This is a genomic window from Pseudoalteromonas sp. R86517, assembly GCF_042466295.1.
Lineage (GTDB): Bacteria > Pseudomonadota > Gammaproteobacteria > Enterobacterales > Alteromonadaceae > Pseudoalteromonas > Pseudoalteromonas atlantica.
This window is the reverse complement of sequence record NZ_JAXHCB010000001.1, coordinates 333,593-355,908: the sequence shown is the minus strand read 5'-3', so window position 1 is coordinate 355,908 and position 22,316 is coordinate 333,593. Positions and strand designations below refer to the sequence as shown.

General features: G+C 41.3%; 22 protein-coding genes. 11 read left to right on the top strand and 11 right to left on the bottom strand.

Annotated features, from left to right (window positions below; all coding sequences use genetic code 11):
- The first annotated feature begins 16 nt into the window (after positions 1–16).
- A complete protein-coding gene (locus SJY38_RS01640) occupies positions 17–1,234 on the top strand; it encodes a methyl-accepting chemotaxis protein (protein ID WP_054982669.1) in 1,218 nt (405 codons plus the stop codon).
- A 117-nt stretch (positions 1,235–1,351) separates the two neighbouring features.
- The gene (queG, locus tag SJY38_RS01635) at positions 1,352–2,485 is read left to right on the top strand and encodes a tRNA epoxyqueuosine(34) reductase QueG (protein ID WP_248451251.1); all 1,134 of its coding nucleotides are present in this window, start codon (positions 1,352–1,354) and stop codon (positions 2,483–2,485) included.
- A gap of 30 nt (positions 2,486–2,515) precedes the next feature.
- Here queG and SJY38_RS01630 read toward each other — a convergent pair whose 3' ends face one another.
- The 3 genes from SJY38_RS01630 to SJY38_RS01620 all read right to left on the bottom strand — a co-directional run bounded on the left by SJY38_RS01630 (position 2,516) and on the right by SJY38_RS01620 (position 6,286).
- The gene (locus tag SJY38_RS01630) at positions 2,516–3,643 is read right to left on the bottom strand and encodes a PleD family two-component system response regulator (RefSeq protein WP_064384744.1); all 1,128 of its coding nucleotides are present in this window, start codon (positions 3,641–3,643) and stop codon (positions 2,516–2,518) included.
- Between the two features lie 49 nt (positions 3,644–3,692).
- Positions 3,693–5,684 carry an ATP-binding protein gene (locus tag SJY38_RS01625; protein ID WP_248530540.1) on the bottom strand — a complete coding sequence of 664 codons (1,992 nt, stop codon included), beginning with the start codon at positions 5,682–5,684 and terminating at the stop codon, positions 3,693–3,695.
- Positions 5,685–5,794: 110 nt separating this feature from the next.
- On the bottom strand, positions 5,795–6,286 hold the full coding sequence (locus SJY38_RS01620; RefSeq protein WP_248451253.1) for a GNAT family N-acetyltransferase: 492 nt from the start codon (positions 6,284–6,286) through the stop codon (positions 5,795–5,797).
- An 82-nt stretch (positions 6,287–6,368) separates the two neighbouring features.
- Between SJY38_RS01620 and SJY38_RS01615 the strand changes: the two genes are divergently transcribed.
- The 6 genes from SJY38_RS01615 (at position 6,369) to SJY38_RS01590 (ending at position 11,860) form a co-directional block, all read left to right on the top strand.
- On the top strand, positions 6,369–6,941 hold the full coding sequence (locus tag SJY38_RS01615) for a glutathione peroxidase (protein ID WP_248451254.1): 573 nt from the start codon (positions 6,369–6,371) through the stop codon (positions 6,939–6,941).
- A gap of 79 nt (positions 6,942–7,020) precedes the next feature.
- Positions 7,021–7,302, top strand: coding sequence for a peptidylprolyl isomerase (locus tag SJY38_RS01610; RefSeq protein ID WP_004589432.1), 282 nt, complete (start codon positions 7,021–7,023; stop codon positions 7,300–7,302).
- A gap of 55 nt (positions 7,303–7,357) precedes the next feature.
- Positions 7,358–7,936, top strand: a complete 579-nt coding sequence (locus SJY38_RS01605; RefSeq protein ID WP_248451255.1) for a glutathione S-transferase family protein — start codon at positions 7,358–7,360, stop codon at positions 7,934–7,936.
- 17 nt (positions 7,937–7,953) lie between these two features.
- Positions 7,954–8,304 carry a DUF2750 domain-containing protein gene (locus SJY38_RS01600; protein ID WP_004589430.1) on the top strand — a complete coding sequence of 117 codons (351 nt, stop codon included), beginning with the start codon at positions 7,954–7,956 and terminating at the stop codon, positions 8,302–8,304.
- Positions 8,305–8,457: 153 nt separating this feature from the next.
- On the top strand, positions 8,458–9,138 hold the full coding sequence (locus tag SJY38_RS01595) for a hypothetical protein (protein ID WP_004589429.1): 681 nt from the start codon (positions 8,458–8,460) through the stop codon (positions 9,136–9,138).
- A 148-nt stretch (positions 9,139–9,286) separates the two neighbouring features.
- On the top strand, positions 9,287–11,860 hold the full coding sequence (locus SJY38_RS01590) for a M1 family metallopeptidase (RefSeq protein ID WP_377109178.1): 2,574 nt from the start codon (positions 9,287–9,289) through the stop codon (positions 11,858–11,860).
- Positions 11,861–11,925: 65 nt separating this feature from the next.
- Here SJY38_RS01590 and SJY38_RS01585 read toward each other — a convergent pair whose 3' ends face one another.
- Both SJY38_RS01585 and SJY38_RS01580 read right to left on the bottom strand, forming a co-directional pair.
- Positions 11,926–12,291: a hypothetical protein gene (locus tag SJY38_RS01585; protein ID WP_004589427.1), complete on the bottom strand. Its 366-nt coding sequence runs from the start codon at positions 12,289–12,291 to the stop codon at positions 11,926–11,928.
- Positions 12,292–12,354: 63 nt separating this feature from the next.
- Positions 12,355–13,227: a hypothetical protein gene (locus SJY38_RS01580; protein ID WP_126008172.1), complete on the bottom strand. Its 873-nt coding sequence runs from the start codon at positions 13,225–13,227 to the stop codon at positions 12,355–12,357.
- 116 nt (positions 13,228–13,343) lie between these two features.
- Between SJY38_RS01580 and SJY38_RS01575 the strand changes: the two genes are divergently transcribed.
- From SJY38_RS01575 to yjjG, 3 genes are all read left to right on the top strand, one after another.
- A complete protein-coding gene (locus SJY38_RS01575; protein ID WP_004589425.1) occupies positions 13,344–14,243 on the top strand; it encodes a phosphoribulokinase in 900 nt (299 codons plus the stop codon).
- Between the two features lie 64 nt (positions 14,244–14,307).
- Positions 14,308–14,850, top strand: coding sequence for an inosine/xanthosine triphosphatase (gene yjjX, locus SJY38_RS01570; protein WP_377109175.1), 543 nt, complete (start codon positions 14,308–14,310; stop codon positions 14,848–14,850).
- Complete coding sequence (gene yjjG, locus SJY38_RS01565) at positions 14,850–15,524, top strand: pyrimidine 5'-nucleotidase (protein ID WP_121637951.1); 675 nt, start codon at positions 14,850–14,852, stop codon at positions 15,522–15,524. The genes yjjX and yjjG overlap by 1 nt, the downstream gene beginning before the upstream one ends.
- A gap of 129 nt (positions 15,525–15,653) precedes the next feature.
- Here the strand turns inward: yjjG and lpxC are convergent, their stop codons facing one another.
- From lpxC to murC, 6 genes are all read right to left on the bottom strand, one after another.
- Complete coding sequence (gene lpxC, locus SJY38_RS01560; RefSeq protein WP_004589422.1) at positions 15,654–16,565, bottom strand: UDP-3-O-acyl-N-acetylglucosamine deacetylase; 912 nt, start codon at positions 16,563–16,565, stop codon at positions 15,654–15,656.
- Between the two features lie 106 nt (positions 16,566–16,671).
- Positions 16,672–17,919, bottom strand: a complete 1,248-nt coding sequence (ftsZ, locus tag SJY38_RS01555; protein ID WP_004589421.1) for a cell division protein FtsZ — start codon at positions 17,917–17,919, stop codon at positions 16,672–16,674.
- 23 nt (positions 17,920–17,942) lie between these two features.
- Positions 17,943–19,175 carry a cell division protein FtsA gene (ftsA, locus tag SJY38_RS01550; protein ID WP_004589420.1) on the bottom strand — a complete coding sequence of 411 codons (1,233 nt, stop codon included), beginning with the start codon at positions 19,173–19,175 and terminating at the stop codon, positions 17,943–17,945.
- Positions 19,172–19,957: a cell division protein FtsQ/DivIB gene (locus SJY38_RS01545; protein ID WP_377109174.1), complete on the bottom strand. Its 786-nt coding sequence runs from the start codon at positions 19,955–19,957 to the stop codon at positions 19,172–19,174. Before SJY38_RS01545 ends, ftsA begins: the two co-directional genes overlap by 4 nt.
- A gap of 1 nt (position 19,958) precedes the next feature.
- A complete protein-coding gene (locus SJY38_RS01540) occupies positions 19,959–20,879 on the bottom strand; it encodes a D-alanine--D-alanine ligase (protein WP_377109172.1) in 921 nt (306 codons plus the stop codon).
- The gene (gene murC / locus SJY38_RS01535) at positions 20,876–22,285 is read right to left on the bottom strand and encodes a UDP-N-acetylmuramate--L-alanine ligase (RefSeq protein WP_051063459.1); all 1,410 of its coding nucleotides are present in this window, start codon (positions 22,283–22,285) and stop codon (positions 20,876–20,878) included. The genes SJY38_RS01540 and murC overlap by 4 nt, the downstream gene beginning before the upstream one ends.
- Positions 22,286–22,316: the final 31 nt, after the last annotated feature.

Sequence of the window (22,316 nt, the reverse complement as noted above, 5' to 3'; positions counted from 1 at the left end):
GATGGGTAAGCAATAAATGAGTGGTGTAATGCAATTTTATAATTATATTGAGCGAACATTTTTTTATACACTTACGCGTAAAATAGTGGGTAATTTAAGCTTTGTTTTTTTGTTTCAGGCCATTACCTTATTTTGGTTATATCAAAGCTTAAGCGAGCAGCACAGTACTAGCGCATTTTGGTTGTTAACCTTGGTTATTGTAGCGGGCTTTGCCTTTACTATTTTTTATATGCGCTATTTAATAGTGCGCCCTGTAAAAGCTATGTGCGACACTTTAGTAAACATAAACCAGCAAGAGGCTAATTTAGCCGCCAACTTACCGCAATTTTCTTTTGACGAATTTAAAGAACTAAGTACGCAATATAACTTATTTACTAACCACTTAAGTGATTTACTAAGTACAACTCACGCCAGCGCTAAAGCCAGCGAGCAAAGTAATGTTGATGTAAATACCGCTATGCAAAATACGCAGCAGTTAAGTGAGCAGCAAACTCAGCTAAGCCACAATATTATTAATGCGAGTAACCAAATAGTGCAAAGCTTAGAGGGCATAGTGAGCAATACCGACAGCGTGCATAGCGTTAACAGCGAGCACTTAGACTTTGTTAAGCTTTCGTCGCAAGAGCTTGCAAGCTTAGTCGATAAGGTGTCGCTTATTGGTACCTTGCTGCAAAGATTTTCTAAAACGGTGTCTGGCCTTAAAGAAAACAGCGAAAATATTCGCAGCATTTTAAAAATGGTTGAGGAGTTTTCGGATCAAACTAATTTACTGGCACTAAACGCTGCCATTGAAGCGGCACGCGCTGGTGAAGCTGGCAGAGGATTTGCTGTTGTTGCTGATGAAGTACGTACATTATCGGTAAAAGTAAGTGGTGCAACCCGACAAATAAGCGACTTTATTAACCAAATGAATGAGCTGGTTAACGAAACCAATCAAGAAAGTGAGCAGTTAATTAGCCACTCAAGTACCGCACAAAGCGCCATTAGTAATACCTCTGAAGGGTTTAAAACAATGCTAGGTGAGTTTGAACAAAACCAACAGCAGCTACAGCAAATAGCGGATGCGGTGCATACGCTAGAGCAAGCGCAGCAGCACACTCACCAATCGGTAGAGCAAATTGTTACCTTAGGCGAGCAAGCTAAAAGCGCTATTGATCATGCACTAAGTAATAGCCAGCAATCACATGCACTTAGCCAACAAACACAACAGCAATTAAAGCGTTTTGTGCAATAAGCAATTACAAAACAAAAGCCGAGCGGTATATTGCCTTAATATTTTAACTGGCAACATTCAACAGCGCTTTATAAATATGGTAAATTACGCAGCTAATTATTTAAGTGTGTAATGTGTGTGAGTAACTCAACCCCTAACTATCAACAGCTAGCCAAAAATATTAAAGCCTGGGGCCAAGAACTCGGCTTTAGTGAGGTAGGTATTACCGATATAGACCTATCTAAACACGAAGCACAATTACAGCGCTGGTTAGATGCGGGCTACCATGGCTCTATGGATTATATGGCAGCCCACGGCATGAAACGCGCACGCCCTGCTGAACTAGTCCCTGGCACCCAGCGGGTTATTTCGGTAAAAATGAACTACCTGCCCCCTGATGCTAGTTTTGCCAAAACACTAAAAAACACCGAAAAAGCCTATATTAGCCGCTACGCATTAGGGCGTGACTATCACAAATTAATGCGCAACCGACTAAAAAAGCTGGGCCAAAAAATAGAGCAAGAAATTGGCGATTACGGTTTTAGGCCATTTGTAGACTCTGCGCCTGTGCTTGAGCGCCAGCTTGCTGAAAAAGCGGGATTGGGCTGGCGAGGTAAACACTCTTTATTAATAAACCAAGAAGCTGGGTCGTGGTTTTTTTTAGGTGAGCTTTTTGTTGATTTACCCCTGCCAATAGATAATGAAAACACGTTTGAAGGCTGCGGAAAATGTGTAGCTTGCATTACGCTTTGCCCAACAGGCGCAATTGTAGAGCCGTATGTGGTAGATGCACGCAAATGTATTTCGTACTTAACCATTGAGCACCAAGGCCCTATACCTGAGCAATACCGTGCATTATTGGGGAACCGAGTTTATGGCTGCGACGATTGCCAATTGGTTTGCCCATGGAACCGTTATGGTCAAATTACCGATGAGCAAGACTTTCACCCCCGTACGCAATTAAAAAACAAAGACTTACTTGGGCTATTTACCTGGGACGAACCTACTTTTTTAAAAAATACCGAAGGCAGCCCAATTCGCCGTATTGGTCACGAACGTTGGCTGCGTAATTTAGCGGTGGGTTTAGGCAATGCCGATTTTAGCCCTAGCATTATTAACGCTTTAGAAAGCAAACATGAGTCTAGCTCGCAGCTAGTAAAAGAGCATATAGAGTGGGCGCTTGAGCAACAAAATAATAAACAACGAGAACAACTTCGTAAAACACAGCGCCTAATTAGAATTGTCGAAAAAGGCTTACCTCGTGATGCGTAAATCACTCAGGTGAGCCTTATTGTGAGAGGTTTATTTTTTAAGTAACAAAGATAAATCTTGTTCAATTTCAGCAAAGGCGGCTTTAACTTGTTTAACCGACTCTTCTCTGGCAATTGAATTTTGAATAGTTTCGTCCACTTTTTTATAAATAAATACCTCTTGGTCTTCATCTAACCCCATTGTGGGTATGCGTACTTCTAAGTCTTCTTGTAATTGCTTGAATACCTTTTCGTTACTTTCGCGGTTTTCGTTTAGTAACCCAATCAAGCCATGAAACTTACTATGCACTGTGCTGGCTACATCATTTAGCTTTTGCTGCTGCGACTCAAGCATTTGCTTGGTCATAATTGCACGTAACTGCTGTTCAGTCACACTGACAATAAAGCAAACGTGGTCACGAATACGCCCGTGTTTATCTGGGTCGTGATCTGGCATATTCAGAATTAATAAGCTTATCATCTCGTAGTTAACTAATATTCGGTGAGAAAACTCATGTAAGCGACCTTTGTTTTTAAGCATATCAAACAGCTCAATTACAATAGGCGAACACACTCCGCTAAGAGCAAAGTGCTCTATTGTATCGCCATGTCTAAATTCAACATTACTTTGTAGGTCAAACGTTTGTAAGCAGTCTATTAAGGCTTTACCTAAATCTTGCGGATTATTAATAAAACCAATGTTTTCAATGTAATTAACTATTTGCCCCATTTCGCTACTGTTTGCCATAGCGTTAAATGCCGTAGATGTTGCATCTTCTACTTGTTTTTCAAGGCTTTGTTTTTCTATTAATACTTGGTTTAAGTTTTTAAGTTTTGATTTAAGCTCATCATGCCCAAACGGTTTTACAATGTAATCCTCAGCACCGACTGAGTAACCTTCCATACGCTCTTCAACCGTTCCTCTGGCGGAAACAAACATAACAATTATATGCGCGGTATTCGGATTCGCCTTTAATGCTTTACACACTTCGTAGCCATTCATTTGCGGCATACTTACATCAAGTAAAATAACTTGGGGCATGTAGCCTTCAACCATGGCTAAACACTCAGGGCCGCTTGTGGCAACTTGTAATTCGAAATCAAGATCTTCTAAAATTTCTTCAATAATTTCAAGGTTGAAAGGTTCATCATCTACAGCAAGAATTTTAGTTAAGGCCATATTTTCATCATCCAATTAAATATCATTTAAACATTACTTACACATATAATTAGCTATCTTGCACTGCTAGCTTATCATCGGCTAAATGCTCATCTAAATCTATTTCTAGGGGTACCTGAATCCTAATTGTTGCACCACCATCGCTATTATTACTTGCCGTAATTTCGCCTTGATGAAGTGCTACAAACTCTCTACAAAGCGCAAGCCCTAAACCAGTACCACCAGCGCCACTGTTCGTTTTGCTGCTTTGTACAAATTTAGTAAACACGTGCTCTAATTCATCCTCAGGTATACCTATTCCATTGTCTATTACATCAATAATAGCGCTGCTTTGATCAGCCATTAAGTTCACTTCAATACGACTTTTAGGTTCGCTAAATTTAAGTGCGTTACCTAACACATTGCGCAATAGCTGATTAATTTGCTCTTCATCACACTGCACAACCACTGGCCCGGGTTTTGAAAAAACAATTTCAATTTCTTTTTCCATAGCCGTACCAGAGACATCATCAATACTGGTTTTTATAATACTTTCTATATTGTATGGGCGTGGATTAAATGGAAATTTCCCCACATCCAATTTAGATAAATCAAGTAAGTTGTTTAATAACGACAGTAAACGCTCGCCGCTGCTTTCAATACGAGATAAATATTTTAAGAGTTTATCTTTAGCAAAATCGCCCGCTTCTAACTTACTCAAACCAAATCGAGAAAAGCTTAATATAGAGTGCATAGGGGTGCGTAACTCGTGCGACATGTTAGCCAAAAATTCCGATTTGCTTAAATTGGCAGCTTCAGCCACATTTTTAGCATGCTCTAGCTGTGAAGTACGAGCTCGCACTTGCTCCTCAAGTAGGTCTTTGGCTTCAAGGAGTAATTCTTCTTTTTGTTTTAAGTGAGTTACATTTTTAAATATAACCGCCAACGCAATTTCGCCATGGTGGTCTATTTCGTTAAACGAGCCAACCAGCGGAATATACCCGCCGTCTGTTTTTTGCAAACGTAGGTCGCTACTAAATTGGCGGTTACGATTAAGTGTGCTGATTTTATTTTTTATTTCAGCACTTGATTCCTCATCTAAAAATTCAAATACAGAAAAGCCCGCAAGTTTGTCAAAGGGTAGCTTAAACAGCCTTAAGCAGGCATCGTTTGCTTCTATTACTTTGCCGCTGCGTTCAAATAGCATAATGGCGTCAGGGGTATTTTTATAAATAACTTGTAGTAGGCTGTCTTTTTCGATTAATGCATCAACGGTATCTTGTAAACGCTCAACTAGCTCAGCGTTACGGCGTTTTAAAAGCTCTGTTTGCCACAATTTATGTACCGATTGCAGCAGTACGCTATCGGTTAGAGGCTTTATTAAAACATCTTCAACCCCTTTACGAATTGCCTCAATCATTGAAACTTGCTCAGGGCGTGCGGTAAACAATAAGCATCGGCAATCTGGCTGAGACATTTTAATAGCAGAAAAAATATTTAAACCGGTGCCATCTTCAAAGCTAAAATCGCTAATTAAAATATCTATACTGTTTTCATTAGCCACTGCCACCGCTTCGGTTGCGCTGGTTGCGGTTAGCGTTTTGATATGCGCCCCGACTAAATTACTTTTCATTTTTTCAAGGCGCTCAGGCATATGATCAACAAGTAAAATAGTGGGGAGTTTTAAAACGTGGCTAGAGCCAAGCTCTAAGAGATTTTCGAGTAATGAGGTAATTTCTTTATTTGAAAAAAACGGATAAATAACCGTTGCATCTGGGACTAACTTATTAAGCTCGCTAAAGGCGCTAAGTTGCTCACCGCTTTCGGCTTTAGGGGCAAGTAATACACAGCGGTCTTGTGAGATTTTTTGAGCTATCGACTTTACTACTTCACACGGCACTCCGTAAGCACCAATTACCAAGTCATACTGGCTGGTGTTAGAGTATAAATCAATCATAGAGTAATGAACGAGCTCAGCCTCACAACCTATTAATTCTAGTAAAACTTTCACTCTCATTGCGATAACACTGCTGCTATCTACAATTAAAATTTTTCGACTCATTAAGCCACACTATCGTAAACACTTTATATGTTAATAGCGTAGCCTATAATTTCTTAGTTGGTATAGGTTGTTAGACTTAATTTTGATTTTTTTACCGATAAGCTCCACAACTATTTTGGTAGATGCTTACCGAATATTGTTAAACTGTAGCGTGTGTTATCCATTACCGCGATATTAGGCAACTCACCCCATACGCTAAAACCAAAGTGCTTGAATAACTTAATACTTGGTAAGTTGTGGCTAAATATAAAACCAAGCAATACATCAATTCCTAGCTGTTTAGCCTCTATTTGGGCAAACTCCATCAGCTTTTTGCCAAGTCCTTTACCTTGCGCCGCTTTGGTAATATAAATGCTCATTTCGACGGTGCCATCGTATGCGGGGCGCCCGTAAAACGATTTATAACTTAGCCAGGCAAGTACTTGGTCATTTTCGCAATAAACATAAATAGGCCGTTTATCGGTGTGGCTATTAAACCACTCACGTTTGCTCTGTACCGATACTTCTTCGGTATCGGCGGTCACCATACGCGAGGCGATCGTTTCGTTGTATATTGCGACAATGGCAGGTAAATCTTCTATAGTGGCTAAACGTGTAGTCATAACAGCTTAATATTGTTGATCACTTTTGTGCATATTAGCGTAAGATAGACTAGTCAAACAATTATAAATTTAGGCGTTGAGTATGTTAAAAAAAACGATACTAGGGCTCAGTATTTTTATTACGAGCTTAGCTGCCCAAGCAAATGACACGTTACCCAGCAAACAACAGCAGCAACAATGTAAAGACTTTACAAATGTAGAGATACGTAAGCTGCGCTCAAAAGAATCCTTAAACTTATGCCAATTTAAAAACCGCCCTTTGCTCATTGTAAATACGGCTAGCAATTGTGGTTTTACATCTCAATTTGAGGGCCTTGAAAAAGTACACCAACAATACAAAGATAAAGGTTTAGTGGTATTAGGTTTTCCATCTGATGATTTTTTTCAAGAAGAAAACGATGAAAAAGACATAGCAAAAGTGTGTTTTATTAATTACGGCGTTACTTTTACTATGTTTACTACCAGCGAAGTTCGCGGCAGTGATGCAAATCCAATATTTAAACACTTAAACGCGCAAACCAGCTCACCTAACTGGAACTTTTATAAATATTTAGTTTCAGCTGATCGTAAAACAATTAAACGCTTTAACAGTAAAGTAGCTCCTAATTCAAAAGAATTAATTGATGCAATTGAAAATACGCTACTCATCAATTAAGTTTATACTGGTACTGCGAGTTAAAACTAACTAGACTGGCTTTAATGGTTAAATACACCAACTTTAAACAGGAGATTTTATGGCAGTGGCAAGTGCAAGGCACATTTTAGTAGACAGCGAAGCAGAGTGCTTAGATTTAAAAGCTAAGATTGAACAAGGCGAAGACTTTGCAGAGCTTGCAAAAACATATTCAAACTGTCCTTCTGGTCAAGACGGCGGAGCACTTGGCGAGTTTGGCCCAGGTATGATGGTACCTGAGTTTGATAAAGTTGTATTTTCAGCACCAATTAATCAAGTGCAAGGCCCTGTACAAACACAGTTTGGCTATCACTTACTAGAAGTGACAAGCCGCTCAGAATAACGTTGACTTATCGCAACACAAAAAGCCGCTTATGCGGCTTTTTTTAGGAGCAATTATGAAACTTATAGGATCTAACCCTTCTCCATTTGCGCGCAGAGTAAGAATGTGGGCAGCACAAAACAATGTTGACTTAGCGCTAGTAAACCTAGATATTTTTTCTGAGCAAGACCGCCCTACCTTAGCCAGTAACAACCCAGGAAGAAAAATACCGGTTTTAATTGATGGTGATTTAACGCTAAGCGATTCAACTATTATTTTACGTTACCTTATCGCCAAGGCTGGTAAAACACCACTAAGCTGGTCGCAAGAGCACCTACTTAATATTATTAACGCCTGTAACGACTCGTTAGTAGAATTAGCACTTAGCAGACGCTCAGGATTTGATACTAGCGACGATAAATTATTTTTTAATCTGCAAAACGAACGAATTGCACAAACATTAAGCTATTTAAATAGTCATTTAAACGATGATGAATTTAAAGGCTGTGAATGCCTTAACATCAGTTTATACTGCCTACTTGATTGGATTTGCTTTCGTGAATTAACAGACTTTAGCCAACACGCTGCTTTAGTCAGTTTTTATAAAGACTATGGCACGCGTCAAGCTGCAGTAAGCACCGATCCCAGACTCTAAACAAATAAGGTAAACACATGAGCGATATTGAAATTGAATCACAACTAGTTAGCTTTGTAGAAAAAGTACGTTTAAGCGAGCAAGTGTGGGCGTTAGGTGGCGACGACGGCGGCTTTGTAGTGTGCGAATCTAACCAGTTTGCCGAAACGGATGTACTGCTTTTATGGGAAAGCGAAGACGCAGCAAAAGCCCAGTGTAAAGAAGAGTGGCAAGAATTTACGCCTGTAGAAATTAATTTAGATGAATTTTTAGATGAGTGGGTAGAAGATTTAAACGAAGACAGCGCATTAGTTGGTTTAAATTGGAATGACGACCAAGTGTGTGTAGAAATAGAGCCTGTTGGCTTAGCACGCGCACTTAGCGAATAACTGCCACTATAAATTAAATAGTGAATACAACACCTGCTTTTTAAGTGGGTGTTTTTGTTTTGTAGCTAAAAACATAAATACTAAAATCGATACTCGCATGTTTATCTGTTTTAAGTATAAAATATAACATGTCATTAATTTCAAGGGATTACGTTGAAAACCCATCTTGGCCGCCGCCCTTTTTCAGCAATGGAACTGCATACGCTTTATAACGGCTATATTTATGGCGATTTTAAAGTAGCAAGAGAGCAAGCAAAGCACTGGCATTTTTGGTTGCCTTTAATTGCCTATTACAGTGGCGCATATAGCGATGAAATTGGCTGCTTAACGCTTGACGATCTTGAGCTTAAAAATGGCATTTTATGTTTTAATTTTCATACTAATGGAAAAATAAAAGCGCGTTTGGTTCCGGTGCATCAAGCCTTAGTTGATGCAGGGCTTAACGACTTTATTGCCTTTGTTAAAGCACATAATCACACACGTTTGTTGTTTGATTTACCGGCTAAGTCTGGCCGTTACAGCGAAAAAGTACGCATTTGGTTTACTGGTGAAGGTGAGCGTGCGGGTTATTTGCAAAAATGTGCCATTCCCACTGTTGATCAACTTGGTATGAAAACCGCCATAAGTAGCCTACGACTTAATTTTGAGCAACAAGTACGTATTTACGCATTACAGGCTAATTCAAAAGACGCCTTTAATTATTTAATGGGGTTTAACGAATACCCCAATGATAAATTTGACGATACCGCCTTACTAAACAACGTAATACAGCAAATTCGCACCATTAACCCACAGCTGCATTGGCAGCGCTTTAAGCAGCGCCAGAGCCACTGACACTATTTGTTACTATTTTAAATCCAAGCAGCCACTTTATTAAATTACTCTCATAAAAAAAACTGCTAGGATATCTAAATCTCAATTTTTAAGGGCATAGAAATGCCTGTTTGAGTCAGTTTCTAACAACAACAATCTAGGGATCACTATGTTTTTAAAAAGCCTATTAACAGTAAGTGTTGCTTTAGCAATGACTACTGCCAACGCTAACGAGTTCGTTATCGAAAAGCTTGCTAAACCAAGTTCACAAAAGGTGTCGTTAACACTCGACCCAAGCCAAGACACCTTTACAGGGATGACAGAAATAGCCCTAGAAGTGTTAAAACCCACTCATTACATTGAACTTAACGGCGTGGCTTACGCTGTTAAAATGGCGCAGTTACTAGGCGATGAAAACTGCGACTTAAATAACGAAATGCTAAAAACAGAAAAAGTAAAATTTAGCTGTGATGAGCAAATTCAGCCGGGTAAGTACACCCTAAAAATAGATTTTTCTGCGCCGTATAATCGCCAAAGTGTGGGCTTATACAAAACAATTGTTCAGGGCACACCTTATTTATTTACTCAGTTTGAAATGAATGATGCACGCCGTGCATTTCCAGTATTTGATGAGCCAAGTTATAAAATACCGTTTCAGTTAACAATTACAGCGCCAACGTCTCAAAAGGTTTATGCCAATACGCCAGAGCTTAAAACCGCAGTTAACGGCGAGATGACAACGCATTACTTTGATAAAACGCCACCTATTCCTTCTTATTTAGTGGCTATGGCCGTGGGCCCTTTTGAAGAGCTTGAAATAAAAGATATGCCAATTCCAGGGCGTGTTATTACCCCGCAGGGTAAAATTCATTTAGCTGATTACGCAAAAGAGAACATGCCAAAAGTACTTGCTGCACTTGAGGCATATTTTGGTATTCCTTATATTTATAAAAAGCTCGACTCGGTAGCAGTACCCGAGTTTCCTTTTGGCGCAATGGAAAACTCAGGCCTAGTAACCTACCGCGAAGATATATTACTGGTTGATTTAGCAGCTGCTACACGCAGTAAAAAACAGCGTAATGTGTCGATTATTGCTCACGAGCTTGCCCATCAATGGTACGGTAACTTAGTGACCATGAAGTGGTGGAACGACTTATGGTTAAACGAAGCATTTGCCAGCTGGATGGCGGCAAAGATTACTAAGCAGCTTAATCCAGAATTTGAATCTCACCTTGATTTACCACAAAACAACGTAATGGCATTAGATGCTCGATTAAGCACTAAGCCGATTCGTAAACCGATTAAAACCGAAGCCGATATTATGGATGGTTTAGGGCTTGCCTACAGTAAAGGCAGCGCTGTACTGGCTATGGTTGAAAACTGGATTGGTGAAGAGGCATTCCAAAAAGGGATTCAAAGTTACTTAAAAAAATTCTCGTATAAAAACGCCGAAGCAGCCGATTTATGGGAAGCGCTAGGTAAAGCTTCTAATAAAGATGTTGCGAGTGTTTTAAAATCATTTATTGAACAGTCTTCTTTTCCGCTTGTAGATGTAAAACAAGACGGTAAAAAAATTACTATATCGCAAAGTCGCTTTGCTAATGCTGGTGTAGATGCACCCGCACAGCTTTGGAATGTCCCTGTTGGGATAAAATATGGCGCTGGTGATAAAGTAAAAACTGCGAGTATTTTACTTAATAAGCAAAGCCAAACCTTAACACTTGATTTTGAGCCACAGTGGATTTATCCCGATGAAGGGGCGCTAGGTTATTACCGCTGGGTAATGGACGATGCGCAGTTTGATTCACTTATAAAACATGCTCCGCAAGCACTTAATGATCGTGAGCGTTTAGCGCTGCTCTCTGCCACTGATGCACTACTTGATGCGGGTGTAATATCGGCGGCTAAGTTAATGCAAACCTTAGAAGTATTTGTGAGCGATGATCATCCTCGTGTTGCAAATACAGCACTGGGCTATTTGGTATCGCAAAAAAATACCTTTAAAGATGAAAGCAACGAAGCGTTATGGCCTGAGTTTATTCGCAGTGCAGTAATGCCTGCAGCTAAAAAATACTCACTTGAAGCACAAGCTGGCGAAGACGGTGCAGTATCGCAACTACGTGCGGGTGTTGTGTCCTTGCTTGGTTTTGATGGCGAAGATCAACGTGTGATCAGCAAAGCAAAAGAGCAAACGCAAGTGTACTTAAACGATCCGCAAAAAGTGGATCCGTATTTAGCAGCTACCTACTTAAAACTTGCCGCCTATAATGGGGATAAAGCCTTACTTGATCAATTTATGGCAACCTTTAAAACCACTAAAGATCCACAAGTACGCACAAACATGCTGGCTGCAATGGGCTTTATGGGTAAAGCGCAGTTACAAAAGCAAGTATTAGCGTACACCCTAACCGACGAAGTAACCGCATCTGATATGCGCACCATTTTAGCGGGTCAAAGTTATAGCGAGTCACGCCAAGCACTATTTATTGAGTGGATATACAGCAATTACGACAAGGTAACACAAAGCTTACCGCCGTTTTTTGTGCCTAACTTACCGTACTTTACAACCGCGCGTTGTGATGAACAAAGTTTAGCAACCACGCAAACATTCTTTAAAGATAAAATTGAAGAAACACCGGGCTACGCGCGTACACTAAGCAAGCTTGAAGAAAGTACCCATGACTGTATTGCGCTTAAAAAGCGTGAACTGGCATCAGTTAATGACTTTTTAAAAAGCAAGTAAGCTTAATTAAAAGTAAATATGTATAATTAAAGAAGCCGCTGAGTTATTCACTCAGCGGCTTTTATTTACCCGTTAATAATCTGTGTTAGCTTGGCAATAAAGTCTTTTGCTGCTTGCTCTGAGTTAATTTTAAAGGCCACACCATAGTGAATCGGCTGCGCACTTTTGTGAATACGTGTAGGAAAGCGTGTCATCTCGCTACTATGAAAATAACCTTGTACTCGTGTTACCTCATCAATTGTTGCAAAATCATCGCTAAACACCTCAAAGGCTGGGCGAATAATTATTTTTCCTTTACCCGCTTCGCTGTGGGTATAAATTGCTTCTTTAGAATTTGCTAACATGTACTCAGCAATGTTTTTAATTTTAAAGTTGCTTCTGCACTTTAACTGAATGAGCTGCTCTGTTAACTCATCTGCACTATAAGCCACGTGGTGATCCCTTTAATGTTTAATTGTGCATTACATTAGCCTATACGCGCTGCAAAGTCCGAATTATTTTACATCACATACAAAGGCAAGTTTGTCGTTTTTATAACTCATTCGCGTTATATTTGTCTCGCAATATGGGCTTAAGTTAAGCCATTGAGAAACCTCATCGCTGCCGCTTAAGTTACGCATATATACACGATTTTTAACCGCATAAGCCACTGTATTAGCATCTTTTAAAATAAAGTCTTGTACTTGCTCTGGCAATCTAAGTAAATCTTCTACCTGTTTAGATTGCGGGTTAAAGCTTGCTAAAATATGCTGATCATTTTTTGTGTAGCTAAATAAAAATGTTGCGGTTTTACTGTTATAAATAAGCGTGCGCCCTATGTTACTTGCTACCACCTCGCCTTTTGCCGCAGCAACCGAAGTATATTGCAATGTATGTGGCTCACCCAAAATAAACATCACTAAGTCGCTTTGAGCGCCCCATGCGTGGTAGCCAACAGGTTCAATCCAATCAAAGATACGGCTCGGTGCTTGCTCAGTATCGAGTGGGTATTGCCACAACTTTTGTTTGCTATCTTGCTCTACCACAATGGCCGATAAACTTTGTTTTGAGGGCATAACAGTGGGCGAATATTCGCTCACTGGCGTATTTGTTATGTTGCTTACTTGCTTGGTTGCTAAGTCATAATAGGCAATATCGGTTTGACTTTGCTCGCTTGAAATAACTTCATGGGTGAAATAAATACCCTGGTTTGTTAAATAAGGTTGGTTGTTATAGCTATTTTTGTCGCTCACTATACTCACTTGCATACCGTAGGGTGTATTTAAATCAGCAAGTAATATTTGGCTTTTAGGCATGCTAGCCTGCGCTGTAGCAAGGCTTAGCGCCGCTAAAGAGACTAGCCCAAGCCATGGTTTAATAAGTTTCATGCTTTCTCTCGTTTTATTTTTAAGCACCTCATGATAACGTTATTTGCCGATGGCGTCACTTGACCTAAGTCAGTCAACTCTTTATAACTAACTTGGTCCTAAAAAAGAGAAAATACATGTCAGCTAAACATCCTATCATTGCTATTACAGGTTCGTCGGGTGCGGGAACTACCACTACCACCAATGCAATTAAACATATTTTTCGTAGCCTCAACATTGATGCGGCTTTTATCGAAGGAGATAGCTTTCATCGTTACACGCGCCCAGAAATGGATAAAAAAGTACGCGAAGCACAACAAGAAGGTAAACACATAAGTTATTTTGGCCGTGAAGCCAATGACTTTGGCGCATTAGAAACCTTATTTGGTACCTACGGCGAAACAGGCCAAGGCAAATTGCGCCGATACTTACATACCTTTGACGAAGCAGTGCCTTATAATCAATTACCGGGGACCTTTACCCCTTGGCAAGATCTTGAAACAAACACTGATTTAATGTTTTACGAAGGCTTGCACGGTGGCGTGGTTGATCAGGATCATGATGTAGCTAAGCACGTGGATCTACTTATAGGCATGGTGCCTATTATTAACCTTGAATGGATCCAAAAATTGATCCGCGATACGCAAGACCGCGGCCACTCTCGCGAAAAAGTAATGGACTCAATTGTACGCAGTATGGATGACTACATTAACCACATCACACCGCAGTTTTCGCGCACCCATATTAACTTTCAACGTGTGCCAACGGTTGATACGTCAAACCCATTTAGCGCAAAAGATATTCCTTCGCTAGATGAAAGCTTTGTGGTTATTCGCTTTAGAGGAATTGATGACGTTGATTTTCCGTATTATTTACAGATGATTGAAGGCAGCTTTATGTCGCGTATAAATACCCTTGTGGTGCCAGGCGGTAAAATGGGTTTAGCAATGGAGCTGGTGCTTACTCCGCTAATTAAAGACATTATTGTTAAAAAGCGTGCTCTTGAAAACCTAGCCCCTTTAGATATACCCATTTAGCCCCTCTTTTATGATTTACACTTCTGACGTACACTGCTGCTTTTGCTAACAGTGAGGGGAAAACGTGTCGCACTCATTAAAAATTATTGTGGGCTCTAAAAACCCAGTAAAAATTAACGCTGCAAAACATATTTTTGCAATGTACTTTCCTAGTTACGAAATTGATTGCCAAGGCGTTGATGCTCCCTCAAATGTTCCCGATCAACCAATTGGCGAGGAACAAACCCGTATAGGCGCACAAAACCGAGTTACTTACTGTAAAAACATGTACCAAGCAGATTACTACTGTGCAATGGAAGGCGGTGCAGAGCAATTTAGCTATGGTGCTGCCACCTTTGCCTATGTTGTGATTAATAATGGCTCTGAGCAAGCGATAGGACGCAGCAGTAACCTGCCGTTACCACAAGTGTTATATAACGCGCTGCTAAACGGAGAAGAGCTTGGCGATGTAATGGATAAAGCATTTAACACCCATAATGTTAAGCAAAAAGGCGGCGCGATAGGACTTCTCACAAACAATCATGCCACTCGCCAGAGCACCTACACCCAAGCGCTTACCTTAGCTATGGCTCCTTTTTTACACCCTAGCCTTTATCAGGAAAATTAATGAAATACAGTTATGTACTGTTTGATGCAGACGAAACACTATTCAGGTTTGATATTTTAGCGGGAATGACCCGCATGTTTAAAGCGTACAACATTGAGTTTACCCAAACCGATTACATCCATTACCAAAAAACTAATAAGCAGCTGTGGATAGATTATCAAGATGGAAAAATTAGCGCCGATTACTTACAAGTAACCCGCTTTAACGAGTGGGCTGTAAAATTAGGGGTACCCGCTAAGGAGCTAAACGATGCATTTTTAGATGCTATGGCACAAATTTGTGAACCACTCCCCGGCGCAATCGATTTACTAAATGCACTCAAACCGCATGCACGATTGGGTATTATTACTAATGGCTTTGCACGTTTGCAAGCCCTGCGCCTAGCGCATACCGGCCTTGAAAATATGTTTGATTGGCTGGTTATTTCGGAACTGGTAGGCATTGCTAAGCCTAACAAGGCTATTTTTGAGCACACATTTGAGCTTATGGGTAACCCAGACAAAAGCAAAATATTAATGGTGGGCGACACTGCCTCTAGCGATATTTTAGGAGGCAATAATGCCGGTATTGATACCTGTTGGCTACAGCACCCTGGCGAGCAGTTACCAGCAGGCATAATCCCAACCTACACCATAACTGAACTGGCACAGTTACCAGCAATTTTAGCGCTTTAAGCTGCGCGTTAATTATTAAAAATTAATAGTAATTAGCTGCAACTCGCTAATTTAAGGCAAAAAAAATGACGCTATTAAGCGTCATTTTTTATAACTGTTTGTGAGCGTGTATTTTTAAAAAATACTAAATTAGGCCGTCGCTAATTCAAGGCCGGGTGCAGGCATCGTAACAGGCGTTTCAAATGTTGCCCACTCCCATGCTGACTCTGTTGCCATAATTTTGCGAAGTAACTTATTATTTAAATCGTGACCCGATTTATAAGCCGTTACTTTACCTAGTAGGTTATGACCTGTCATAAACATGTCGCCCACACAGTCTAATATTTTGTGTTTTACAAATTCATCGCTGTAGCGCAAACCATTTGGGTTTAGTACTTTAAAGTCATCAAGTACTACTGCGCTGTCCATGCTGCCACCAAGTGCTAGGTTATTAGCATGCATGTATTCAATGTCTTTCATAAAGCCAAACGTACGTGCACGGCTAATTTCTTCAGTAAAGCTTTGCGCAGTAATATCTAAACCAATGCGCTGGCGGCTTTCATTAATGGCCGGGTGATCAAAGGCAATTTCAAAGTCGATATGAAAACCATCATATGGTTCTACTTCGGCCCATTTATCGCCTTCTTCAATACGTACTTTTTCTTTTATACGAATAAAGCGTTTCGCAACATTTTGCTCTTCAATGCCGCCTTTTTGTAATAAATAAATGAACGGTAATGCACTACCATCCATAATCGGCACTTCTGAGCTGTCTAATTCAACAATTAAATTATCGATACCCATTGCAGCAACCGCTGCAATTAGGTGCTCAGTCGTTGATAAGCGAACGCCATCTTTGTTAATTAAACAGGTACACAGCTGCGTATCACCAACGGCTTCAGGTGTTGTTTCAAAATCAACAACCGGATCAAGGTCGACACGACGAAATACAATCCCGGTATTTGCGCTCGCAGGTCGGAGAGTTATTGTGACCTTCTCACCTTTATGAAGTCCAATTCCTATGGCTTTGACTACTTGTGCAATCGTACGCTGTTTAATCATAGGTTCGCTCACTTTTAAATCAGTTACAGATAGACGGCGGAGTTTAACATAAATCCTTTTGCCTTTCAATATTTGTACATATTTCAAACAAAAGCATTAGTAAATGTTAATCAGCCTGCTTACGTAAAAAAGCCGGAATATCAAAATAATCTCCGCCTTCTGATTTATCCGCTTTTTTACTGTTTTGCGCTGATGAACTTGCCGTGTTGCTTGAGCTTGTAGATGGCGCTTGTTCTTTGCTTTCTACTTGCGTGCTTGGCGTCGTTTCTTCAGTGCTTGTGCCTTGGCTTGCAAAGCTTGGTACGTACATGCTGCTAGATTGGTTTGATGAACTTGCTACATCAGAACCTGATGCCTTTTTAAAGCCGTTATCAACAATACCAAACTGCGGACGACGATCGCCGCCTAAACCCGTAGCAACAACGGTTACACGTAACTCGTCGCTCATTTCTGGGTCAATAACCGCACCCACAACCACGGTTGCATTTTCAGACGCTAGCGCTTTAACGTGGTTACCCACAATTTCAAATTCTTCAATCGCAATGTCCATACCCGCGGTAATATTAACCAAAATACCTTTAGCACCGGTTAAATCAACGTCTTCTAGTAATGGGCTTGAGATAGCCGCTTCTGCAGCTTCTTGAGCACGATCTGGGCCTGATGCAGAGGCTGTGCCCATCATGGCAGTACCCATTGCTGACATTACGGTACGTACGTCGGCGAAATCCACGTTAATTAAACCAGAACGTGTAATTAGCTCCGCAATACCTTGAACAGCACCAAAAAGTACATCGTTTGCTTTAGCGAAGGCATCTAACAGTGTAGTCCCTTTACCTAAAACTTTAAGCAATTTATTGTTCGGAATTGTAATAAGTGAGTCTACAATTTCTGACAATTCGTTAATACCTTGTTCAGCAGCTGCTGCACGCTTTTTGCCTTCAAAGTCAAAAGGACGCGTTACTACAGCAACCGTTAAAATACCTAATTCTTTGGCAATTTTAGCAACCACTGGTGCAGCACCTGTACCTGTACCACCACCCATGCCGGCAGCAATAAATACCATATCTGCGCCTTCAAGGCTGGCACGGATTGTTTCTGCATCTTCTTCAGCCGATTCGCGGCCTACTTCTGGGTTTGCACCTGCACCTAACCCTGAGGTTATTTGCGTGCCTAGTTGTACGGTAATATCGGCAGCGGAATTACGTAATGCTTGTGCATCCGTATTTGCGGCTATAAAGCGTACGCCTTCTATTTGTTGTTTTACCATGTGCTCAACAGCGTTACCGCCGCCACCGCCCACGCCAATTACCTTAATTACAGCTTCTTCGCTGTGTTGTTCCATCATATCAAACATGTTTACTCTCCGACTTGAGTACTTTAAAACTCGCCTTGGAACCATTTAGTAATGCGGTTCCACCAATTATTATTATCCTCTGCTTTCGACTTTTGTGCATTCATCGATTGCATAGTGCGCCCGTATTGTAACAAACCTACAGCGGTTGCGTACGAAGGATCGTCTACGTAGTCTGTCAAACCAACTATCCCGATTGGTTTGCCTATCCTCACTGGCATTTGGAAAATGTCTTCAGCCACTTCCATTGCGCCAGTCATTTTAGCGGTCCCGCCTGTAATAACGAGGCCTGCCGCAATTTGGTCTTCTAAACCTGAGCGACGAATTTCTTCCATCGCTAGTTCAAATAATTCTCTAAAACGAGGCTCTACCACTTCAGATAAAGTATGGCGCGACATTAATCGTGCTGGTCGCCCGCCTACACTTGGTACTTCTATGGTGTCTTCGTTACTGGCCATTTGGCTACTTGCACATGCATATTGTACTTTGAGTGACTCAGCATGTGATATAGGTGTACGAAATATTTTTGCAATATCACCGGTTACTTGATTACCCGCCACTGGGATAACCGAAGAATGACGTAATGCCCCATTAATATAAATAGTGATATCCATTGTACCACCACCAATATCAAGTACCGCTACACCAAGCTCTTTTTCGTCATCGGTTAAAACCGAGTAACACGATGCAAGTGCGGTAAATATAAGCTGATCAACCTCTAAACCACAGCGCTCAACACATTTTTCAATGTTTTTAGCCATGTCGTTTGAGCAAGTAATAATGTGTGCACGTGCTTCCATACGTACACCGCTCATACCAAGGGGGTTTTTAATGCCCTCTTGCATATCAATGCTGTATTCTTGCGGTAATGCATGCAGCATTTTACGCTCGGCCGAAATAGGCACAGAGCGCGCTATATGAATTACATTTTCAATGTCTTCATCGGTTACTTCTGTATTATTGATAGCAACCACGCCGCTTTCGTTTTGACACTGTATGTGCTTGCCAGAAATCCCTAAGTACACTGAGCTAATACGACAATCAGCCATTAACTCGGCTTCATCTATTGCTCGGCGAATCGACTCAGACACTAAGTTTAAATCGTTAACGCCGCCTTTATCCATACCATGAGATACTTGGCTGCCCACACCAACAATGCTGAGCTTGTTATCTGCGGTGATTTCACCTACCGTGGCCACCACTTTTGAGGTACCAACGTCTAATCCAATCACTAGGTTTCTTTCTGCTGACTTAGTCATGCCTTACTCTTATTTTGTAATTGCTGTTCTTGCACAGGCTTATAGCTAACTGCAAGGCCGGTATCATAGCGTAAATCTATTGCATCTATTTCTGCATCTGCACGCTTTTCCATGCGCGGGTACACATCTATAAACCGCTGTACTCGCTTTGCTTTGTCTTTGCGCCCTAAATTTAAGCGCACACCATTATCTAACCATAACTGCCACGAAAAACGCTCCGAAAGGGCTAAGCTTTTTAACGTTAATGCATTTACCTTTAGCATTTCGTCAAACTGCTTAAAGGCAATCCACGCTTCTTTTTCGCTGCCTTCTGGGCCGTAAAGTTGCGGTAAATCATTGGCGAGTTTATCGCTACTTGCTTCAAAGGCATCGCCACTTTGGTTTAGCAGTAAATCGCTATTCCAATGGGCTACGGCTTCGTGTTCAACTACGTACACTTGTATTGTATCGGGCCATTGCTTGCGTACCGATACGGTTGCAACCCAAGGTAAATCTTTTACCAGTTGCTGTACGCGTTTTACATCTAGCTCAAAAAAACTGCTTAAATCGGCCTTTTTTATTGCTTTTATTATGGCCTTTTCGTCAGTGTATTTGGGCTTTCCTAGCACTGTTAAGTGCTTTATTTGTGCATCTTTGTTCTCTACTAGCCAATCAGATACACCGGTAGTTATTTGCACGAGCCCAATCACTACCACCAGAAAAAAGCTCACACCAAAAATTAGCGACCAATTAAAGTTAAGTTGCTGTTTTAACTGTTGAGCTTTTTCTAAAAGGGGATGCATATTAAAGCGTTTGCCCCAAAATGCGAACAACTAATTGCTCAAATGTTGCCCCGTTTGCTTTTGCCGCCATAGGCACCAGCGATTTTTCGGTCATGCCAGGGACTGTATTTACTTCTAATAAATAAAAGTTCCCCTGCTCATCTTGCATGGCATCTACACGGCCCCAGCCGCTTGCACCCACTAAATCAAACGCCTCTAACGAGATAGCCTGTAAGTGCTGTGTATCTTTCGCCGATAAATCTGCAGGGCAATGATACTGTGTTGTATTTGATTGATACTTAGCTTGGTAATCGTAAAAACCATTTGGAGTCGTCATTTCAATCACAGGCTGTACTTCATCGCCTAATACAGTCACGGTAAATTCGCGCCCAGTTATCCACTGCTCTACTAACACTTGGCTATCAAACTTAAAAGCGTGTGTAAGGGCATCTTCAAGCTCTTGAGCGGTACTTGCTTGCGCCATACCTATGCTTGAGCCTTCGTGCGATGGCTTAACCATTACTTTTTTAAACTCATCCATAATGGCTTTTGCATCAAAGCCTTTTTTAGCATCAACAACTGCATAAGGCGCTGTGCTTAGCCCTGCAGATTTAAATAAATGCTTACAACGGACTTTATCCATTGCCAAGGCTGAGCCTAATACAGTGCTGCCCGTGTATGGCAAGTTCATAAATTCAAGCGCGCCTTGCACTGTACCATCTTCGCCACCACGGCCATGCAAAGCAATAAAAACACGATCGACCTGTAATTCTTTTAGCTCCCACAAAGAGCGATTTTGCGGGTCAAAAGCAATGGCATCAACGCCGGCATTTTGTAGTGCATTAAGCACCGCTTGCCCTGAACGTAGTGACACTTCGCGCTCTGCTGAGTTACCCCCAAGCAGTACTGCTACTTTACCAAATTGCGCGTTTTCTTGCGTCATACTTCACCTTGCTTTAATTTTTCCACCGACATACCTGTTGCCGCTAATGTTTTAACCAATTGTCCTATATTACCAGCGCCTTGCGTTAAAACTAAGTCGTTATTTTGTAAGTTATCGGCCAGCACACCAGCAAGCTCTGCGCTCGTTGCTACATGTAGAGGCTCTTTTCCGCGCTGACGTAAGCTGCGGCACAGGCTTTTACTGTCTGCACCAACAATAGGCTCTTCGCCGGCACTGTACACATCTAGTAATAAAAGTTGATCTACATCTGCTAATACTTTTACAAAGTCTTCGTATAAATCGCGTGTACGGGTAAACCTGTGCGGTTGATAAACCATAACTAAACGCTTTTCTGGCCAGCCTTCGCGTACCGCTGCAATGGTGGCAGCAACTTCTGATGGGTGATGTCCGTAATCATCCACCAACATGACATTGCCGCGCTCGTTTTCAAAGTTGCCATAATGCTGGAAGCGTCGTCCTATGCCTTCAAATTTTTGCAGCGCCTCTAAAATTGCGTGGTTAGCAATGTTTTGATCTTTAGCCACTGCAATTGCCGCCGTGGCATTAAGTGCGTTGTGCTTACCTGGCATATTAAGCGTTGCACTTAAGCTTTCACCGCTTTTATGTGTCACAGTAAAAGTACAAGTACTTGCTGATTGGCTAAAATCGCTCATGCGGTAGTCGGCATCTTTTGACTCGCCATACGTGATCACAGGGCGACCAAAACGCGGGATCAGCTCACTTGCTACTTGCGAGTCTATGCACACTACGGCTAAGCCATAAAATGGCAGGTTATGAATAAAGTCCACATAGGTGTCTTTCATTTTCTCAAGGCTGCCGCCATAGGTTTCCATGTGATCTTCTTCAATATTGGTGATCACCGATACCATAGGCTGTAAATGCAAAAACGATGCATCGCTTTCATCTGCCTCAGCAATTAAAAAGTCGCTCTTGCCCACTTTTGCGTTACTGCCCGCGCTATTTAATAAGCCGCCAATAATAAAAGTAGGATCAAGCCCCGCCTGAGCATAAATGCTGGCAATTAAACTGGTTGTTGTGGTTTTACCATGTGTGCCCGCAATGGCAATGCCATGGCGAAAACGCATTAATTCGGCAAGCATTTCTGCACGGCGAACTACCGGTATACGCGCTGCTTTTGCAGCAATAATCTCAGGGTTTGTTTCGTCAATAGCACTTGAAACAACAACTACGTTGGCGTCTTTTACGTTGTTTTCGTGATGGCCTATAAATACTTCTGCACCGGCTTTAATTAAGCGTTCAGTCATTGCGCTGTGCGCTATATCTGAGCCTGTAATGCGGTAGCCTTCAAAAGCCAGTACTTCAGCAATGCCGCCCATACCCGCACCACCAATACCAATAAAATGGATGGTTTCTATTCGACGCATAGCAGGTCGAGTTTGTTGTTCTTGTATTGAC

What these genes read in the sequence shown, in the direction of transcription:
- SJY38_RS01540 (WP_377109172.1), bottom strand. Translation starts at nt 20,879, where the DNA reads ATGACGCAAGAAAACGCGCAATTTGGTAAAGTAGCAGTACTGCTTGGG.
- SJY38_RS01640 (WP_054982669.1), top strand. Translation starts at nt 17, where the DNA reads ATGAGTGGTGTAATGCAATTTTATAATTATATTGAGCGAACATTTTTT.
- SJY38_RS01630 (WP_064384744.1), bottom strand. Translation starts at nt 3,643, where the DNA reads ATGGCCTTAACTAAAATTCTTGCTGTAGATGATGAACCTTTCAACCTT.
- SJY38_RS01610 (WP_004589432.1), top strand. Translation starts at nt 7,021, where the DNA reads ATGGCAGTGGCAAGTGCAAGGCACATTTTAGTAGACAGCGAAGCAGAG.
- SJY38_RS01605 (WP_248451255.1), top strand. Translation starts at nt 7,358, where the DNA reads ATGAAACTTATAGGATCTAACCCTTCTCCATTTGCGCGCAGAGTAAGA.
- SJY38_RS01600 (WP_004589430.1), top strand. Translation starts at nt 7,954, where the DNA reads ATGAGCGATATTGAAATTGAATCACAACTAGTTAGCTTTGTAGAAAAA.
- yjjG (WP_121637951.1), top strand. Translation starts at nt 14,850, where the DNA reads ATGAAATACAGTTATGTACTGTTTGATGCAGACGAAACACTATTCAGG.
- SJY38_RS01590 (WP_377109178.1), top strand. Translation starts at nt 9,287, where the DNA reads ATGTTTTTAAAAAGCCTATTAACAGTAAGTGTTGCTTTAGCAATGACT.
- murC (WP_051063459.1), bottom strand. Translation starts at nt 22,285, where the DNA reads ATGCGTCGAATAGAAACCATCCATTTTATTGGTATTGGTGGTGCGGGT.
- SJY38_RS01615 (WP_248451254.1), top strand. Translation starts at nt 6,369, where the DNA reads ATGTTAAAAAAAACGATACTAGGGCTCAGTATTTTTATTACGAGCTTA.
- SJY38_RS01620 (WP_248451253.1), bottom strand. Translation starts at nt 6,286, where the DNA reads ATGACTACACGTTTAGCCACTATAGAAGATTTACCTGCCATTGTCGCA.
- SJY38_RS01575 (WP_004589425.1), top strand. Translation starts at nt 13,344, where the DNA reads ATGTCAGCTAAACATCCTATCATTGCTATTACAGGTTCGTCGGGTGCG.
- SJY38_RS01545 (WP_377109174.1), bottom strand. Translation starts at nt 19,957, where the DNA reads ATGCATCCCCTTTTAGAAAAAGCTCAACAGTTAAAACAGCAACTTAAC.
- lpxC (WP_004589422.1), bottom strand. Translation starts at nt 16,565, where the DNA reads ATGATTAAACAGCGTACGATTGCACAAGTAGTCAAAGCCATAGGAATT.
- ftsZ (WP_004589421.1), bottom strand. Translation starts at nt 17,919, where the DNA reads ATGTTTGATATGATGGAACAACACAGCGAAGAAGCTGTAATTAAGGTA.
- ftsA (WP_004589420.1), bottom strand. Translation starts at nt 19,175, where the DNA reads ATGACTAAGTCAGCAGAAAGAAACCTAGTGATTGGATTAGACGTTGGT.
- SJY38_RS01580 (WP_126008172.1), bottom strand. Translation starts at nt 13,227, where the DNA reads ATGAAACTTATTAAACCATGGCTTGGGCTAGTCTCTTTAGCGGCGCTA.
- SJY38_RS01625 (WP_248530540.1), bottom strand. Translation starts at nt 5,684, where the DNA reads ATGAGTCGAAAAATTTTAATTGTAGATAGCAGCAGTGTTATCGCAATG.